This window comes from Mariniflexile jejuense (assembly GCF_042675665.1).
Classification (GTDB): domain Bacteria; phylum Bacteroidota; class Bacteroidia; order Flavobacteriales; family Flavobacteriaceae; genus Mariniflexile; species Mariniflexile jejuense.
Map to the genome: position 1 here is coordinate 571,204 of NZ_JBHTJI010000001.1, position 17,433 is coordinate 588,636.

Annotated in this window: 18 protein-coding genes; 4 read left to right on the forward strand and 14 right to left on the reverse strand. The window is 31.7% G+C overall.

All coding sequences use genetic code 11. From position 1 onward, the window contains the following. The first annotated feature begins 15 nt into the window (after positions 1 to 15). Positions 16 to 1,362 (forward strand): DEAD/DEAH box helicase, encoded by a 1,347-nt coding sequence (locus ACFQ1R_RS02490; protein ID WP_379924532.1) that lies wholly within the window; start codon positions 16 to 18, stop codon positions 1,360 to 1,362. 859 nt (positions 1,363 to 2,221) lie between these two features. Here ACFQ1R_RS02490 and ACFQ1R_RS02495 read toward each other — a convergent pair. From ACFQ1R_RS02495 to ACFQ1R_RS02555, 13 genes are all read right to left on the reverse strand, one after another. Then, positions 2,222 to 2,980, reverse strand: coding sequence for an adenylate/guanylate cyclase domain-containing protein (locus ACFQ1R_RS02495; protein ID WP_379924533.1), 759 nt, complete (start codon positions 2,978 to 2,980; stop codon positions 2,222 to 2,224). 240 nt (positions 2,981 to 3,220) lie between these two features. Beyond that, positions 3,221 to 3,598 (reverse strand): hypothetical protein, encoded by a 378-nt coding sequence (locus ACFQ1R_RS02500; protein ID WP_379924534.1) that lies wholly within the window; start codon positions 3,596 to 3,598, stop codon positions 3,221 to 3,223. Between the two features lie 6 nt (positions 3,599 to 3,604). Next, positions 3,605 to 4,366: a TIR domain-containing protein gene (locus ACFQ1R_RS02505; RefSeq protein ID WP_379924535.1), complete on the reverse strand. Its 762-nt coding sequence runs from the start codon at positions 4,364 to 4,366 to the stop codon at positions 3,605 to 3,607. 537 nt (positions 4,367 to 4,903) lie between these two features. Beyond that, a complete protein-coding gene (locus tag ACFQ1R_RS02510; RefSeq protein ID WP_379924536.1) occupies positions 4,904 to 5,473 on the reverse strand; it encodes a phosphatase PAP2 family protein in 570 nt (189 codons plus the stop codon). A 253-nt stretch (positions 5,474 to 5,726) separates the two neighbouring features. Further along, entirely contained in the window at positions 5,727 to 7,013 is a 1,287-nt protein-coding gene (locus ACFQ1R_RS02515) for a serine hydrolase domain-containing protein (RefSeq protein WP_379924537.1), read from the reverse strand. 172 nt (positions 7,014 to 7,185) lie between these two features. Then, positions 7,186 to 8,013, reverse strand: coding sequence for a mechanosensitive ion channel family protein (locus ACFQ1R_RS02520; RefSeq protein WP_379924538.1), 828 nt, complete (start codon positions 8,011 to 8,013; stop codon positions 7,186 to 7,188). 20 nt (positions 8,014 to 8,033) lie between these two features. After that, a complete protein-coding gene (locus ACFQ1R_RS02525; protein WP_379924539.1) occupies positions 8,034 to 8,213 on the reverse strand; it encodes a hypothetical protein in 180 nt (59 codons plus the stop codon). Further along, positions 8,213 to 8,758 carry an RNA polymerase sigma factor gene (locus tag ACFQ1R_RS02530; RefSeq protein WP_379924540.1) on the reverse strand — a complete coding sequence of 182 codons (546 nt, stop codon included), beginning with the start codon at positions 8,756 to 8,758 and terminating at the stop codon, positions 8,213 to 8,215. Before ACFQ1R_RS02530 ends, ACFQ1R_RS02525 begins: the two co-directional genes overlap by 1 nt. Positions 8,759 to 9,166: 408 nt before the next feature. After that, the gene (locus ACFQ1R_RS02535; RefSeq protein WP_379924541.1) at positions 9,167 to 10,768 is read right to left on the reverse strand and encodes a helix-turn-helix transcriptional regulator; all 1,602 of its coding nucleotides are present in this window, start codon (positions 10,766 to 10,768) and stop codon (positions 9,167 to 9,169) included. A 190-nt stretch (positions 10,769 to 10,958) separates the two neighbouring features. Continuing rightward, entirely contained in the window at positions 10,959 to 11,570 is a 612-nt protein-coding gene (locus ACFQ1R_RS02540) for a DEAD/DEAH box helicase (protein WP_379924542.1), read from the reverse strand. 106 nt (positions 11,571 to 11,676) lie between these two features. Further along, on the reverse strand, positions 11,677 to 12,255 hold the full coding sequence (locus tag ACFQ1R_RS02545) for a YceI family protein (RefSeq protein WP_379924543.1): 579 nt from the start codon (positions 12,253 to 12,255) through the stop codon (positions 11,677 to 11,679). Positions 12,256 to 12,284: 29 nt separating this feature from the next. Next, on the reverse strand, positions 12,285 to 12,638 hold the full coding sequence (locus ACFQ1R_RS02550) for a nuclear transport factor 2 family protein (RefSeq protein WP_379924544.1): 354 nt from the start codon (positions 12,636 to 12,638) through the stop codon (positions 12,285 to 12,287). Positions 12,639 to 12,733: 95 nt separating this feature from the next. Next, positions 12,734 to 13,318, reverse strand: a complete 585-nt coding sequence (locus ACFQ1R_RS02555; protein WP_379924545.1) for a Crp/Fnr family transcriptional regulator — start codon at positions 13,316 to 13,318, stop codon at positions 12,734 to 12,736. A 94-nt stretch (positions 13,319 to 13,412) separates the two neighbouring features. Here ACFQ1R_RS02555 and ACFQ1R_RS02560 point away from each other — a divergent pair, with 94 nt between their 5' ends. The 3 genes from ACFQ1R_RS02560 to ACFQ1R_RS02570 all read left to right on the forward strand — a co-directional run bounded on the left by ACFQ1R_RS02560 (position 13,413) and on the right by ACFQ1R_RS02570 (position 16,728). Next, a complete protein-coding gene (locus ACFQ1R_RS02560) occupies positions 13,413 to 14,618 on the forward strand; it encodes a multidrug effflux MFS transporter (protein WP_379924546.1) in 1,206 nt (401 codons plus the stop codon). Positions 14,619 to 14,821: 203 nt separating this feature from the next. Further along, the gene (locus ACFQ1R_RS02565) at positions 14,822 to 15,811 is read left to right on the forward strand and encodes an SPFH domain-containing protein (protein ID WP_379924547.1); all 990 of its coding nucleotides are present in this window, start codon (positions 14,822 to 14,824) and stop codon (positions 15,809 to 15,811) included. Then, positions 15,808 to 16,728, forward strand: a complete 921-nt coding sequence (locus ACFQ1R_RS02570; RefSeq protein WP_379924548.1) for a sugar kinase — start codon at positions 15,808 to 15,810, stop codon at positions 16,726 to 16,728. Before ACFQ1R_RS02565 ends, ACFQ1R_RS02570 begins: the two co-directional genes overlap by 4 nt. Before the next feature lie 181 nt (positions 16,729 to 16,909). On the opposite strand, the gene ACFQ1R_RS02575 is transcribed toward ACFQ1R_RS02570, so the two are convergent. Next, the gene (locus tag ACFQ1R_RS02575) at positions 16,910 to 17,431 is read right to left on the reverse strand and encodes a DinB family protein (protein WP_379924549.1); all 522 of its coding nucleotides are present in this window, start codon (positions 17,429 to 17,431) and stop codon (positions 16,910 to 16,912) included. Positions 17,432 to 17,433 lie beyond the last annotated feature (2 nt).

Here is a 17,433-nt window from a genome sequence, read left to right on the forward strand (position 1 = left end):
GCTTAAACAATTACTGTGACTTTTCAAGACTTAAATTTAAACACGCCTTTATACAATGCCTTACACGATTTAGGCTTTACCACACCTACACCCATACAAGCGGAAGCTTTTAACGTTGTAAGCTCTGGTACCGATATTATAGGTATTGCACAAACAGGTACAGGTAAAACCTTTGCCTATATGTTGCCTATTTTAAAAAATCTTAAGTTTTCTACGCAAGAAACACCACGTATATTGATACTTGTGCCTACGCGCGAACTGGTAGTGCAAGTTGTTGAAGAAATTGAAAAACTCACTAAATATATAAATACCCGTGTATTAGGTGTGTATGGCGGCACCAATATAAACACCCAAAAACAAGCTATTGCAGATGGTGTAGACATACTAGTAGCAACACCAGGTAGGTTGTACGATTTAGCTTTAACCCGCGTATTACAGCTAAAACACATACAAAAATTGGTAATTGATGAAGTTGATGTAATGCTCGATTTAGGGTTTAGACACCAACTTATTAATATTTTCGATTTACTGCCCGAAAAACGCCAAAACATCATGTTTTCGGCAACCATGACGGATGATGTAGACGATTTAATTAACGATTTCTTTAAAGCGCCAGAGCGTGTCTCTATTGCAGTTTCTGGTACGCCACTAGAAAACATTACACAAACACACTACAACGTACCTAATTTTTATACCAAAGCCAACTTATTAAAACATCTTTTAAGCGATGTTGATACCTTTAACAAAGTATTGGTATTCGTATCTAACAAAAAAATGGCAGACCGCTTGTTTGAAAACTTAGACAGTCGTTTTCATGATGAGTTGTGCGTTATTCACTCCAACAAAACCCAAAACTACCGTTTGCGTAGTATTGAGCAGTTTAGAAATGGCGACAACCGTATTTTGGTAGCTACCGATGTGATGGCGCGTGGTTTAGATATTGATAATATTTCGCATGTTATTAATTTTGATACACCCAACTACCCAGAAAACTATATGCACCGTATAGGTAGAACAGGTAGAGCGGAACGCAAAGGTGATGCAATTTTATTTTCTACGGAAAACGAACTTGAACATGTTGAAAGCATTGAAGGTTTAATGCAAATGCAAATAACAGTACTAGAATTACCCGAAACTGTTGAAATCTCTACCGAACTTATTGAAGAAGAACGCCCACAAATAAAAGAGCGCAACAACCCTGCAAAACGCGATGAGAACATTGGCGCAGCATTTCATGAGAAAGCTGAAAAGAACCAAAAAGAAAACTTAGGTGGTTCGTATAAGTTTAAAATAGCAGCTAAATATAAAAAGCCTAAAACCCGAGGTGATAAGAATTATAATAGACGGAATAAGAAGAAGTAGATTCTAGTATACAGTGGCAGTTTGCAGTTTATATACTATTGATATTTGTGTTTATTTTAGATTATTAAAATGTTGAAGTTTATATTATGCGAAGTTTGAAACTTTGCATTCTATTAACAACTGTTAGAATGAAACTTGTTTTCCTTTCTTTACCGTTTCTTTATCTGTTATTTCGAAGTTACAAACTTCGAAGAGTTGGCGATTTCGAAGGACTAAACTTTCGGTAAAGTACTTACTTTGATTAGAGCAAAAAGCCTTGAATTAACTACTGATTCAACTATTTTTTATATACCATTTTATATGCCGTTTTTTATCATCATTATCAAATAAATTATTCCTACAATTAATGCCAATTTACAATACTTGAGTGTCAAATTGTAGTGTTTGAACTTTAATTGACAAATTTTAGAATTAATGAAAACTTGAGAATCAATGTCATTATCAAGAGTGTTTGAATTTAAGCTTGTCGTTGTTTGTTGGTCAGTCTGAAAATCAGAAAAACTTCTGTTCGCAATTGTCTCAAAGAATAAAACGGAATTTGTTACAAGACCGTTTTCTTGATAAATTTTCGAGTCAAGTCTTGCTCTCAGAGAGGAGTAAGCATTATATAATGAGATTATTATAAAAATTAGGAATGTATATAGGCTTATTCCTTCAGTAAATCTGAAAAATGATTGCCATCCGAAATCCACAAAAGTAAGCTTATATGATAACGTAACGACCAAGCGTTCTGCATAACTGCTTGTGAATATTATTGTTAAAATAATTCCTTGAAGTGTCAGTAAGTACGAAATTTTATTGTCGCAATTTATCACCCAAAAATTAACTCTGTCTAAGTTTTTGTATTTGTCGTCTGTTGTCATCGATTACAAGGATATTTAGTTTGTTGTTCATTTAACCAATTATTCATATCAATTCTTACCATTGTTGCGTGGTAATTGTTTTCTAAGTGATTACGAGTAAAGTATGATTGATATTCATGAGTGCCGTTCCCTTTTCCTTGAAGGTCACTATAGACATCATCTGAAATGACTATTGTTCCATTTTCATTTTTACTTCCTTTTGAACATAATTTACTAGCGTTGTTGACTACACCGCCCATATAAATTACATCATTTATTCCACTCCCTTTAAATCCTGCAAGAATCATTAATGCATCACCTTTGTCAATTCCAATTCCAACTCTTATTGGATCAATACTTTTTTTACAAAGCTTGTAATTCAATGTATTAATAATTGAACAAGCAGCATAAGCAGCGTGAAATACTTCAGAAACATCATCCTTTACTTTAGCATTGTACACTGCCCAAACGCTGTCGCCAACTATATTTAGTTCTTTGCAATTTGGAGAACTTTGAAATAAAGCAACTATTTCTGATATATATGCTCTATAAATTTTGGCTAAAGTTCTTTTTTGATATTTACCTGGCAATGTTGAAGAATCACGAATGTCAATAAAAATAGCATAGCATTTGAAATAGTATCCATTTGAATATGAAAGCGTATCACTATTTGGCACAGTGTCAATTGGTTCAAAAGTTTCCACTGAATCTAAAATGTCTTGCAACCTGTCAAAACTGGCTGTGAAATCGTATGCTTTGTTTGTCGTTACTTTCATATTTAACTGTGTTGTGTCTTTTGTCGTCCTAAAATGGCATATAACGGCTCAGTATAAGAATAGTAAGGGATTAAAACACACTTACTTTTCGATTTAGCACTTAGCCAAATTTACAATTTTACCGTTATTTTTCTTTTAACCGTCAAATTGTAAATTTGGCGGACTTTGTTAATATGTACCAACTTAGGGTTTGGCACTTAACCCTTATTATTTTTATACATTGTTTGCAGCAGTTATTTATTATTCATGAAAATCTTCGTACCGAACTTCTTCGTCATATTCCAAATTCGGGTATTTTTTATCAAATCTTGAATGTAAAACAATGTGAAGTCTTTTAAATAGGAAGTTCAGAACTTCCTTCTCGTTTTCAACCTCAATTGACATAGAAACGATATGTTCTTTTTGTTCACTACTCCTTTTTTTATCTACACACAGTAATGAAATGTAAAAATTTTCAGTACCGTAAATTGAAATTCCAATTATTTTAAATCTATTACTATCAACTTTAAAAAACTTAGCAAAGCTTTCTAAAGCATCTCCATATTTGGAACCTAAAAAGTCTGATATATCTGCTGCTGCTGTTCCAACAAAATCATTATATTGTACGTCTGCTTTCATATTTTTTTAATTAAATTCTCTTTTGATTGTTGCTAAAACATCTCCAAAAGTTTCTTTTATTCTACCTTTAGAAAACCTTAATTGTTGTACTCCATTTAAATTAGAAAACTCTTCAGTTCCTTCTTCTAAAAGTACTATTGCTTTACTAAATCCTAATCTACCTTGGAATAGTCCGATTTCGTGAATTACATTTGGTCTTGCTTTTTTATTTCCATCTTTATCTTCATCTTCTCCTGTCATAACTAATACCGCAAATGAGCTTTTGGTAGCCATTTCGTCTAAAATATCTCTAATATTATGACCTGCTCTAGCTCCAGTTTCATAAGCTTCGATTTTAAATCCGTGTTGGTCGCTTAAATGGTCTTTTAAATCTCTCCATTGAGGATTTCTTCCGTGACCAATAAAAACAATTGGTCCTTTATTTTCTTTTTCCTTTTCATATTTGGAAGATTCAAAGTTGGATTCAAAAATTTCAAATACAGATTCGATTTCATCTCTTGAATTTGCTTGCACAATAACTTCTGTATCTGAATTTAAATTATATGTTAAACTAATACTCACATCTTTGTTTGATTTTCTTATGGTAGAAGATAAATGAGGTTTTCTATATTCAGCAAAAAATTCATTTTCAGTATCAAATTCCCAACTTTCATCTTCTTTTCTTAACCTAAAAGAAGTTCTATTACTTTCTTTAACATTCTCATTAAATACTTTTTTTATTATATCAGCTGAAAAGTATGAGCTATCATATGATTTTGTTTTTTCCATTTTCAGTATTCAATGTTTAGAGTTTGGTTTTAATTACTGCCAACAATTGGATATAATCAATAACTATACCCGCTTTAAGTATTTACGAATATAATAAAATTTTACCTACAACAACTGTATTACTTTTAAAAAAATAGCACTTTAAGTTTAGTATGGTTTGGGTGTTGTTCGGGTAAGCTCGTACCTAAACCAAATACACCAAAACCGTAGCCGAACAAAACCCGAACAAAACTCGAACAAAACCCCTCCTTTTTTGGGTGGTTGTTTCAATATGTTTCAATATGTTTCAATGTGTTTCAATTTGTTTCATGGTTTTGGTAGTTTAGCTTGGGCTTGGTAATTTTGGTAATACATGCCATTTCTATTCAAAACACAGGTTTAAAATGCTTACAATACTAAAAACAGATGACTTTATTTTTGTTTATGCTTAATGCAGTTGCATTGCCTTAACGTAGTATTAAAACTTGTTTGAATTATTTAATAACATTACAGTTATTACTTTTTTTATAAGGATTCCTGCTATTGCAGGCATGGGAATTAAAACGTAAGCACCAAGCCCAAACCGCTTTCTTTACCATTGTAAAAAGGCAATATCATACCGTTAAGCGTTTCTTTGTCTTTAAAAATATGCTTTTTAATAAATGAATGTGTCCAATAGGCTATTTTGGTACTTAATATGCCTATGCCTGCACCTGCGGCAACATCGGTAAGCCAATGCCTGTTATTATACATTCTAAAAAAACCTGTGCCCGATGCTATTACATAGCCTGTGATACCATACCAAACCGATACGTCTTTGTATTCTTGCATTAAAAATTCGGCACCCATAAAGGCGGTAGCGGTATGCCCCGAAGGAAATGAGTTTTTTGATGTACCATCGGGCCGTTCTACATTGCCTGTATGTTTTAAAATATTTACGGTTGCACCCATAATTAGGTAAGCGGTTCCTAATATGATGGTTCGGTCTTTAAAATTGTGCTTGCCTTTTACACCTAACGCATTTAAGGCATACACACTTACAAAAGGTGTGTATTGCGAAATATCGTCTATTGTGAATTTATCGTCAATATGCTCTTTTACTTCTTCACTAATTTCGGCATTTACCAATTTTAAAGTATGACTTTCTAAACCTACAATACCGTATCCTATTAAAACCGTTGGTATTATTAAAGCTTTGGGTTTAAATGTTGTGGTTTTTGCTTTTGGTACAGAATCAATTTGAACAGTTTATGCTTTTAAGGTGATATTTATAAGTAAAAAGCAAGCTAACCTGAATTAATTTCATGCTATTAGATGCTGTATTGTATTTTTATTTTGACAAATATAACTACTCTAATAAAAAAAATCGCTTATAAATACATTAATCGGCAATAGCAGCATTAACTAAAACGCGAAACTTCCAAGCAGTATCATCATCACTTACTTTTTGAGTTTGTTTTAAAAGTACAGCTATTAGTTCTTCATCTGGATCGGCATAATATTGGGTATTAAAATAACCACCCCATTCAAATGTACCCTTACTACCACTACCGCCTAAATCGTGCTTTTTAGCATCTACAAGTCCAAAAGCTAAACCATGTACTGCAGGTATTTCTTTAGAAATATAAGGTATTTGGTTGGTTAAAATAGTTTCTACCGTTGTTCTGCTTAGTAACCTAACACCATTTAATTCGCCACCATTTAAATACATTTGTAAAAAGGTTGCATAATCTTTAGCGGTACTGGTAAGTCCTGCACCACCAGAAAAAAACCGTTTTGCACCTGTTTTTGGGTAATTGGTATCGTAAAACGTAACGGGATAGTTTATCCATACATTGTTTTCTTTGGTTTGTACGGTTACCAGCCTATTGTATTTAGATTCTGGAAGATAAAACTGTGTATCGTGCATGCCCAAAGGTTGAAAAATACGGGTTCTTAAAAAGGCATCAAAAGGCATTTTAGATACAACCTCAACAAAGTAGCCCAAAACATCTAAACCTTCACTATAAGTAAACTTTTCGCCTGGGTTGTGGTGTAATGGTAATTTGGCTAATTTTTTAATATTATTGGCAATAGTAACATTTTTGGTGGTAAATAAATCGATAATACCTGCTTTGGCATATAGTTTTCTAAACTGTTCATCACCATCAATTACACCGTAACCAATACCCGATGTGTGTGTTAATAAATGCCTAATGGTTATTTGATTTGTAGCAGGTTTTGTAGTGTATGTTGAATCTTGTGGATTGAAGGTATCTAACAATTGGGCATTAGCAAATTCTGGAATGTATTTAGAAATAGGATCGTCTAACTGAAACTTGCCTTCTTCCCAAAGCATCATAACTGCTGTTGAAGTAATGGCTTTAGTTTGAGAAGCTATTCTAAAAATGTGGTCTAGCTGCATAGTTTCATTAGTAGCATTATTGGCCATACCAAATGCTTTGTGATAAACTATTTTACCATGACGTGCTACCAACGCTACTGCACCAGGAATTTTATTGCTTTTTACAGCTTGTAATAGCATGGTATCTATACGATTTAACCTAGCTTCTAGCATGCCTTCGCTACTTGCAGAAGCTTCTGGTAATGTTTGCGGTTTTTCAGCTTTTGGGTCTTTAAAACAAGCTGTACATAATGCTAAAAGAAAAATAAGGAAGCCCTTTTTCATGGTTTTAATGGTATTTAATTAGTTAGCTAACAGCTAAGTTAGTTTTTTAATAGCTTCTATAAAAAAAATACAAAAAAAATCCCTTTTCAGCGGTATGAAAAGGGATGGAATAATGTAGAGAGTTTTTCGGAATACGGGGTATTAACCAACCAAATTTAACCCTAACTTTAAGTTAATCCTGTACACGTACTTGACTCTCTACAATATCTTTAATAGGAATAATGTATTTGCCTTGTTCTGTTTTTAAGGTTACGGTAATACCATCAATAGAAACGACTTCACCTTTTATGTTGTTAAACTCAATTACTTGTCCAATTTCGTAAGTTTTGCGTGTGTAGAATGTTCTTAACAAATCGCCTACTACTTTTTGTGCGCCAAAACCAAAAGCTAAAGCAAAGGCTAGTAAAAATGCCCCAAGAATCATGGTGATGTTGTTTGTAATTATTTGTGTATCAACTCCAGCTTGGTTTAAAGCAGTTATTGACATAAAAATTAAAAGAATAAAAAACACAATTTGACTAATAATTTTAGAACCTGATAATTCCATCGATTCGAAAAATGATTTTAGTCCTTTTTTAATCATATTGGCCAGTAGCAAGCCAACTGTAAATATGACTAATGAACCAAATAACTTAGGTAAATAGCCTAAAAAATTGCTTATTTCTTGCGATATAATTTTAAGACCTAAAATATCGGAAGCCATAATAAGCAGCATGATATAAATAAGCCATTTAACAAAAATGGAAACTATTTTAACGGTATTAAAATTGAGTTTTTTGCCTTCAACTATTTCAATATCGTTTATAGCATCATCAAGCTTTTGTACCTTAGCTAGTATGAGTACTTTTTTTATAATTCTAATAGCCAACTTTGTAAAAAACCATCCTAAAATTAGAACCACCAAAGTGCCTATAATGTTTGGAAATATACTTGATATTTCGAACCATACTTTAGTTAAAGATTCCATGGCTATGTCTTTCCATTTAGCTGCTTTTTCCATTTAATTTATTGTTAGTTTTTTTACTTATTATCCTTTCGCTTACTAATTACGGTTTCAATTACATTTCCAATATTGTAAGAGAATAGGGTTGCTAAATCCATAAGTAGTTTAGCCATGGCAACATCGTTCATTACCTTAGCCTTTAGTTCTGGCGGAACATCTTTAAGTGGCTGGTTTATATGTTTAAACGGATTGTCCATTAGCTAAAATTATCATTATATACAGTTATAAGCTTATCCTTGGCACGCTTAATCCTCATTTTAACTGCACTTTCACCAATACTCAAAACACTTTCTATCTCTTTTATAGACAGGAAGTCTTGGTATTTTAGTAAAAGAATCATTTTCTCTTCTGGAGAAATTAATTCTAGTGCTGCTTGTAATTTATCTACTTTCATGGTTAAAAAACTGCTTTCATCTTCTACATCTGAAAGGTTTTCTATATTAGTATAATCTACCGATTGCTTCTCAATTTTTTTTGCTGTATTTCTAGTTACATAATTTACACAATGATTATAGGTAAAGGCATATAACCATGTTGAAAACTTTGCAGTACCTTTAAAGCTTGCCAGTTTAACAAATAGCTTTAAAAAAACATCTTGGGTTAGGTCTTTGGCTTCCTCTTCATCTTTTGCAAACCCGTAGCATTTGTTAAATACTAACCTAGAATACCTATCATATAAAACCTCAAAAAGCAACGTGTCATTGGTATTTACAATGGCTTTTACCAGATCTTCATCTGGCATATTGTTATGATGATTTTGAATTTTCAAAAGATAGCTATCGCTAGTTTATTATTTACTTTTTATTTGAGACACAGGTTCATTATGTAAGTCACATAAAACATAACAAAAAAGGAGTCTTGAGAAAGACTCCTTTAATATCCCTAAAACCAACTTTTCTTGTCAATAACAACTTTTGTTTAAGGTTAAATAACTAACAGAAATCTGTTGTTTTTTTAAACCCAATTCCAACCACTTAGAAAACAAAAGTACATTTGGTTACTGATAAAATCAGTTATTGATTAATAGCGTTACAAATATCATTAACATTTATTTAAGGGTTAATATATTTTACTACGCATTCACTACGCAATTTATTAAAATTAACTATTTTATGTATTTAAACCCTTAAAAACAGTGCATTCTTGTTTTTTATACTGTTTGATTAAATGTTTCTTTTATATGATCTAGTAGTGCTGTTTTTTTAGTATTTAGATTTATTTTTTTTGAAATACGATACCGTTTACTTTCTAAAGCTCGAACCGATATGTTTAGAAACAAGGCAATTTCTTTGTTTTTAAAACCCATAAACAAATAGTAACAAGTTATCACTTCAGAGTCGTTTAATTGTGGGTAAGTAGATTGTATTTTATTAAAAAACTCAACATTTAATTGATTTACTAATTCTAAATGGTTTTCGCCTTTGTCTAAAAGTATAGACGAATTGTGGTGTAAGTTTTTATACAACTCCTTAATCTTTTCGCGTTGCTCTGGTTCATTATGAATTTTAGAAATGCCTTTTACTTCTTTTTTTAAATTAATAATATATTCTTCAAGTCCAAGCACTTTTCCTGTAAGCTTTTCATTACTTGTTTTTAAATACGATAGATTACTTATTTCTTTCTCTGTAGTGGTTAGCCTATTTTTGTTCTTCTTGTGGTAAATTAAAAAGAAAATACCTAAAAACGATAGAATAGCAAAAAGTAAAAGTGCTAAAACACCATTCCAAAACTTCTTATTACTTTCTGTTTCCAATTCTGTTTCTGCATTTTCTAATACATTGTTTATTTGAAAACTTGCTTCAAGATTTGTATTGTACAACTTGTTTTCAAAATGTGTTATTGAATCAAGATAGCTTTTTGCTCCATCAATATTTCCTATTGATTTATAAACATCGGCATGAAGATTTAAATACCTTCTTACCAAATCATTATTCATATAGCTTCTTAGCTTTTCAGATTTAGACAAATAATGTTTTGTGGAATCGAGCTGTTTTACTTTTAAATAGTGTTCTGCTAAACTTAAATTGATACCAGCACTAAACGATGCGTAATTATAGATTGCAATAGTAGTATCGTTTTTTTTACTGTGAAATGCCTTTAGATATTTATAAGCTTTATCTAGTTTATTTAGTTTAATGTAATTGCTACTTAGCATATAAGTTGCAAACAAATAAAAATAGCCATCATCTTTAATGCTTTTATAGGTATTTAAATTTTTTAGTAACAATTTATTACACTTTACATAGTTTCTATTTGAAAACTCTATGTAGGCATGCATTTGCTGAACTTCTATAAGCCCATTTTTATCGTTATTAATTTTAAAATAATTATTGGCTCTATTTAAAAAACGAAACGCCAAAGAATCTTTTTTAGCATAATGTAACATAGCAAACAATTCTAAGCTACAATTACCAGCTACTTTATAATTTTTTTCTTTATCGGCATATTTAATTGCCAATATGTAGTTTTGATAAGTGCGGGCATATTCACTTTTTTCGTCGTGTAATAATGCTTTAACAGCATAATAATCGGCTAAACGCCCTGCAATGGTTTCATCTAGTGGTTCTGGAATAGAATCTAAAAACAATTGTGTTTTATTTGAACACTTTTCAGAATGAATTTTAGCCGAATCTACAAACCTTGTGTAATCACTATTCGTTACTATTTGAGAATAGCTAGTTATGGTTAATATAAAGAAGCCTACAAAAAATAGCGCTTTTGTTTTGATATTGTTGTTGAGAGACTTTAACAAAAGTATGCGTTTGATGGTTTGTAATTTTTACAATTACCTACAAAAATAACAAATAATTATGTACAAAAGTCGATGAAATACATATTATTGATGTACGTATTTACGATTTTATGAAATTAAGTCCGTTTTATTTTAATATGTGAAAAAAATTTATAAATAACTCCTAATAAGTTATAATTATTTGCTTTAATCATTCAAACTCAATTACGTCTGCAAGGTGCATGAAGCTATCTTGCCAACGATCAAAACGGTCATCATATTTATCAGAAAACACCAAATATTGGCATCTACCTATACTTTCGGGTGTTCTGGTAACTTCAGCTAAATTGTTGTTTCTAAATAAAAATTCGGCATCTTCAACAATGCACATTTGTAACTTGTTTAAGTTAATACCGTTAAGGTAAAATATTTTATTTAAGCGCTTTGGTGTTGCAATAACAATATCGGTTCCTAAGTATAATTCTTCGCGCTGTAATTCCATATTATGTTCTTCATACGCACAATACACACGCAAATTAGTTCCTCTTTTATACGTATTGAATATTTCGGCTAGTTTTAAGCATGCTTCTTTATCTTTTACAAATATCAAAGCACGAGGCGCATCTTCAAACTCATCTTTTAATTTGTTTATAACGCTTATCACAATACTTGTAGTTTTACCTGCATTTTTAGGTGCAATAACAAACATACTTTTTCCTCCTTTAATTTTTGAAAGAATTTCTGTTTGCAGTGCATTAGGCTCGGTAATACCATTGCGTTTTAAATTTTCTTTAAGTGGCTCGATTATTTTTTTAAAAGACATAATTTGTTTTAAGAGCTACAAAGATAGTGTTTTTAAAACCCTATTAAAATCAAAAAGAGCGTTCTGTGTAGAACGCTCTTTTCTAGCTATTAGTCACTCTGTAAACTTAGAATTCTAAGTCAGACACTAAATCAAATTCATCATAGATAGCTTTATCTTTCAAATCATCAAAAAAGCTTGTAGAACCGTAACGTACATCATATTTAGTTCTATCAACTTTTAAAGATGCTGTTGCTTTATTTCCGTATATAGAAATAGTAAACGTAATTGGGTTTGTTTTTCCTTTAATAGTTAAATCGCCAGTTACATTGTATGCGTTTTTACCAGAAGCTGTTACTTTTTTAAATACTAATTTAGCTGTTGGAAACTTTTCAACACCAAAAAAATCGTCCGATTTTAAGTGTCCATCAAGTTTTTCTTTACCACCACCTTGTAAATCGGTTGAATTAATAGTAGTCATGTCAATTACAAACTCACCGCCAGTTAATTTACCGTTATCAAAGGTTAAAGAACCCGATTTAATAGCTATAGTACCTTCATGAGAACCTGTTACTTTGTAACCTTTCCAAACTACTTTGCTTTTATCTAATTTAATCTCTTTTTTCTCGCCTGCTTTTGAAGTGAATGAGAATGTTGTAAACGCTACTAAAGCGATGATTGCTAAACTTTTAATTGCTCTTTTCATTGTTTTTAATTTTTGTTTTTTAATTTAAGTTAATATCCGTAATAAAATTTTTCTTTTATAATTTTTCCATCTTGCCATTCTTGAACGGCTACTTGGGTAAATTTTTTACAACCCATATCTTTATGTGTGTAATCAAACTGCCATTCAACCATAGTTGTTTTTTCACCAACTGTAACCTTTAAAGGTTTTGCACATCTAAACTCTGTTATAGAAGCATAAAAAGCTTCTTCACGTTGTCTATTTAACGCTTTACCTACGCAAGCAGGATTGTCATTTTCTTGCATAACCACATCATCATGATAATAATCTTCAAAAGCTTCTAAAGCTTTGCCTTGAAGAATTAAATCGTTTACTGCGCTTATTTTTTCAATTAATGTGTTCACGTTTTGTACATTCAATTTGACATTACAAAGATGTGGAATATAAACAAACTACAAAATGACCTAGTTTATTAAATGATGTTAAACTAGATTAACATTTATTGTTCCAAAATTAATTGACTTTTAATTTTACTAAGAAATTCTTTAGTAATACCAAGGTAAGACGCTATCATGTACTGCGGAATGCGTTGCTCGATTAATGGATATTGTTCTCTAAAATATAAGTATTGTTCTTTGGCTGAAAGACTAAAATTTCTAACGATACGTTTTTGTGATGCTACAAACGCTTTTTCTATAATTTGACGAAAGAAGCGTTCTAGTTTTGGAATTTCGCTATATAAATCTTCAATAACATCATAAGAAAACATAACTAATTCTGAGTTTTCTAAACACTGCACATTAAAATCGGCTGGTGTTTGGGTTATGAAGCTACCCATATCAGACGTCCACCAATCTTCAATTGAAAACATTAAAATATGCTCCTGCCCTTCTGCATCAACATAAAACGTTTTAGTACAACCTGATAGCACAAAACATTCATATTTACAAATATCGCCTTGTTGCACAATGTATTGCCCTTTTAAATATTTTCTAACGGTAAGTTTTGCTTGTAGAAAGGCAACATCGCTTTCCGATAAATCAATATAATTGCTTATATATTTTAAAAGTGGTTCTATAGTCATCTACAAATTGCTTTTAGTACAAATTTAACAATATAAGATTGGTTTATTAATCTAAATTAACATTTAACCTTTTTATTAACGTTATTTTTGCCGCATGCAAAAAACCCAAACGTTTAAATTTGAATTTGTAGCTTTAATGGCTTCGTTAATGTCTATAGTAGCGCTATCTATTGATGCGTTATTGCCAGCATTACCAGATATTGGTACTACATTACACATTACAAACCCAAGCGATAACCAATTACTTATCACCATGATTTTTTTAGGTATTGGTTTTGGACAGTTGATATTTGGACCAATATCAGACAGTTTAGGACGAAAACCTGTGGTGTTTTTTGGATTTATCGTATTTATTTTAGCAAGTATTGTTTGTGTAAATACAACCAGTTTTGAAGTTATGGTTATTGGGCGCGTACTTCAAGGTATTGGATTAGCTGCTCCACGAAGTTTAACTATTTCCATGATTCGCGATTCGTATAGTGGTAATTATATGGCTAAAATAACCTCTATTGTGGTAATGTTTTTTATACTTGTACCCGTAATTGCACCAACATTAGGCACGTTTTTGCTTTACTTTTTTACTTGGAAGTCTATTTTTTATTTCAATTTGGTTTTTGGTGTATTTATCATGTTTTGGTTTTGGCAGCGACAACCAGAAACACTACCAAAAGAAAAACGTATTAAGTTTACACCAAACTTATTTGCTAATGGTGTTAAAGAATTCTTCAAATTTCCTGAAGCCATTGCATATACTTTAGTATCTGGTTTTATAACGGGTTCATTCATGGTGTATTTAAGTACTTCGCAACAAATTTTTGAAACACAATATAATTTAGCCGATATGTTTCCATACATATTTGCAAGTTTGGCAATATCTATTGGTTTAGCAACTTATTTAAACAGTATGTTGGTTGTTAAATTTGGTATGTTGCGCCTTGGGTATATAGCTACTATTGGCTATTGCGCAGTATCGTTATTATATGTGTTTATGTTTTGGTCTGGAAATAACCCAAGCATTTACGTTTTAATTGGTTTTTTTGCCTTACAATTTTTTGCTGTTGGTTTTCTATTTGGAAATTTAAGAGCCTTGGCTATGCAACCGCTAGGACATATTGCTGGTATTGGTGCAGCCTTAAACGGATTTATTTCTACCGTATTTGCGGTGCCTATTGCAAATTATATAGGTAGTTTTGTTAAAACATCGGTATTGCCATTGTTTATTGGTTTTTCGGTTTTTGGCGTTTTATCGTTACTAGTTTTTATTCTTTTGAAACGAAAAACGAGGTTACAGGTTGCTTAATCTAAAGACTCTACAATTTAAATATATTTATTTTTGATTTTGTAGAAAAAATCAACTAATTTCGTTTAACTTCTGATATAAAACACACTAAAACGATTTCATATCATTAGAGTTATGGCTCATTTTAAAGACTACACCGCTAAAAAAGACAAACAAAAAATCAAAATATTATGTTCGGTATAAAACACATCAAATTTGACTCAATGACATACGTTCTGCATTTTACGAACGGAAACATTAAAAGAGAAGGACGTGGACTTTCATTTTTTTACTTTGCCCCAAACAGCTCAATTGCTGCAATTCCAATGGGAAGTAATGACTTGCCTTTTATATTTAACGAATCGACAAACGATTATCAAACGATTAATATTCAAGGACAGATAAGCTACAAAATCAGTAATCCCAAAACCCTTGCAGACGTTTTAGACTTCACAGTAAACGACAATGGACAGTACAAAAAAAACGACATTGAAAAGTTAAATCAACGAATCATAAATGAAGCACAAACAGCAACTTCTTCATTTATTCACGAAATAAAATTGAAAGATGCAATTCGTTCAGCAAAGTCAATCGAAGAAAGAATTTTAGAAGGTCTAAAATCATCTCAAGCCATTGCAATGCTTGGAATAGATATTTTAGGAGCAAATATTTTGGGTATTCAAGCAACTCCTGAAATGTCAAGAGCTTTGGAAACTGAAACAAGAGAAAAACTGCAACAAGAAGCCGACCAAGCAATTTATGAACGTAGAAATTTTGCAGTAGAACAAGAGAGAAAAATAAAAGAAACAGAACTTAACACAGAAATTGCGGTAGAAGAAAAACAAAAGCAAATCGCTGAAAAGAAAATGGAATCCGAAATTCAAAAATCTGACAACGACCGCAAACTGCGTGAAATGAAATTGGCAGCAGATATAGCTGTTGAGAATCAAAGAAAACTATTAATAGAACAAAAAACTGCAAACGACAAAAAAGAAGCTGAAACCCAAGGCTACGTTATAGAAACAACTATGAAGCCATACAAGGACATTGAATGGAAGACTTTAACAGCTTTGAACAACAACCCTGACCCAAAATTTAATATCTCACTTGCATTTAGAGAACTTGCCGAAAATGCAGGCAAAATTGGCAATCTTAATATTAGTCCTGAATTGTTAGATACATTGCTTAACGACAAGAGAGAAAATAAAAAATGAGTTTTGAATATGCCATAATTGTAAAGAATAAAACAAGACTTGAATCTTTGATTGAACGCTTCAATACAAAGGCTCAAGCTAAATTTTACATTGAAAGTCTTGGTGGGAATTTTGACGATTATGAGTTAGAACACGAAATTTTTCATAACTCTTTAAACTCTTTACAAACACAACTTTCACGAGTTGTTAAAAACAAAACTGTAGAGAGAGTATATTTACCATCATTCATTTTTTCTGAAAAGAACTTAATTGTTGTAATCGGACAAGATGGACTTGTGGCAAATACAGCTAAATACTCAAAAGGTTGCCCAATAATAGCAGTAAACCCCGACAAAGAAAGATACGATGGTGTTTTATTACCTTTTGATACAACTGATTTTGTATTTGGTGTTGAGAATGTTTTAAGCAATCAATATAATTCAAAAACAATGAGATTTGCAGAAGCAAAACTCAATGACGGACAAAGACTATTGGCTTTCAACGACCTTTTTATTGGTGCTTCTTCTCATATTTCTGCACGTTATAAAATCTCATTTAATCAAAACACAGAAGAACATTCTTCAAGCGGACTTATTATTTCAACACCAGCAGGTTCAACAGGTTGGCTAAGCTCAATTTTTAATATGGCTTACGGAGTAACAAGTATGTTCGAAAAAAATCTAAAACCTAAAAGACCAAAATTAAAAGACAACGAATTGCTTTTTGCAGTTAGGGAACCATTTCAGAGTATCAGAACACACACAGGAATAACCGCAGGAATTATAAAAAACCAAAATCACTTGACAATCGAATCACTAATGCCGACAAGTGGAGTAATATTTAGTGACGGAATAGAAACTGACTTTTTGAAGTTTAACAGCGGTTCGATTGCGACCATTGGAATTGCACCCGAGACAGCTAAAATAGTGACGAAATGACAAGAAAAACGAACCATAACAGCACCTACCCAAAAGTGGCAGTTTAGTGGTTAAATCAAGTGCAGTGCATCTATCAAAGTTTGTGCTTGGTTGGCAGTGAATCGCTTCGAAATCGCCACCTTCGGGTAGCTGTAAACCGTTAAACGAACAAAAACTCACCAAGGTAAATCTCTTATTATAATCAACACAAATACAAGGCTTTTAAAACCTCAATATGATGTGTTTCATGCCCAAGAATCATAAAAGCGGCTGCCAAGGCTGATAAATTTGCTCCGTTTGATATTCCAATAAATTTAAAGTCTTCATCGCTTAAACTTTTTAGTAGTACTATAGAATTTTGCCTAACTACTTTATATTCTTCCAATAAATTTTTAACAGATTTATTTTGAGCATTTGAAGGCAAAATGTAATCATCCTGTTCAAATCCTGCTAATGGGGTTTTATCGTGTCTTGCTATACGAAAACAGCGGTAAATAAAAATACGCTCGGTATCAATTATATGCTGAAACACTTCTTTAATGCTCCATTTACCTGTAGCATATTTGTAATCCCATTTATGTTCTGGAATACTTTTAAAAAATTGCAAAACAACGCTTTCAGCTTTTTCAAACGCATCAATTAAATCAGTTTCTTTTGGTGCTTTATTTATATAAGTGCTATAAAACACATTATAGTCTGCGGGTTTTACATCTGTAATTTTCATAA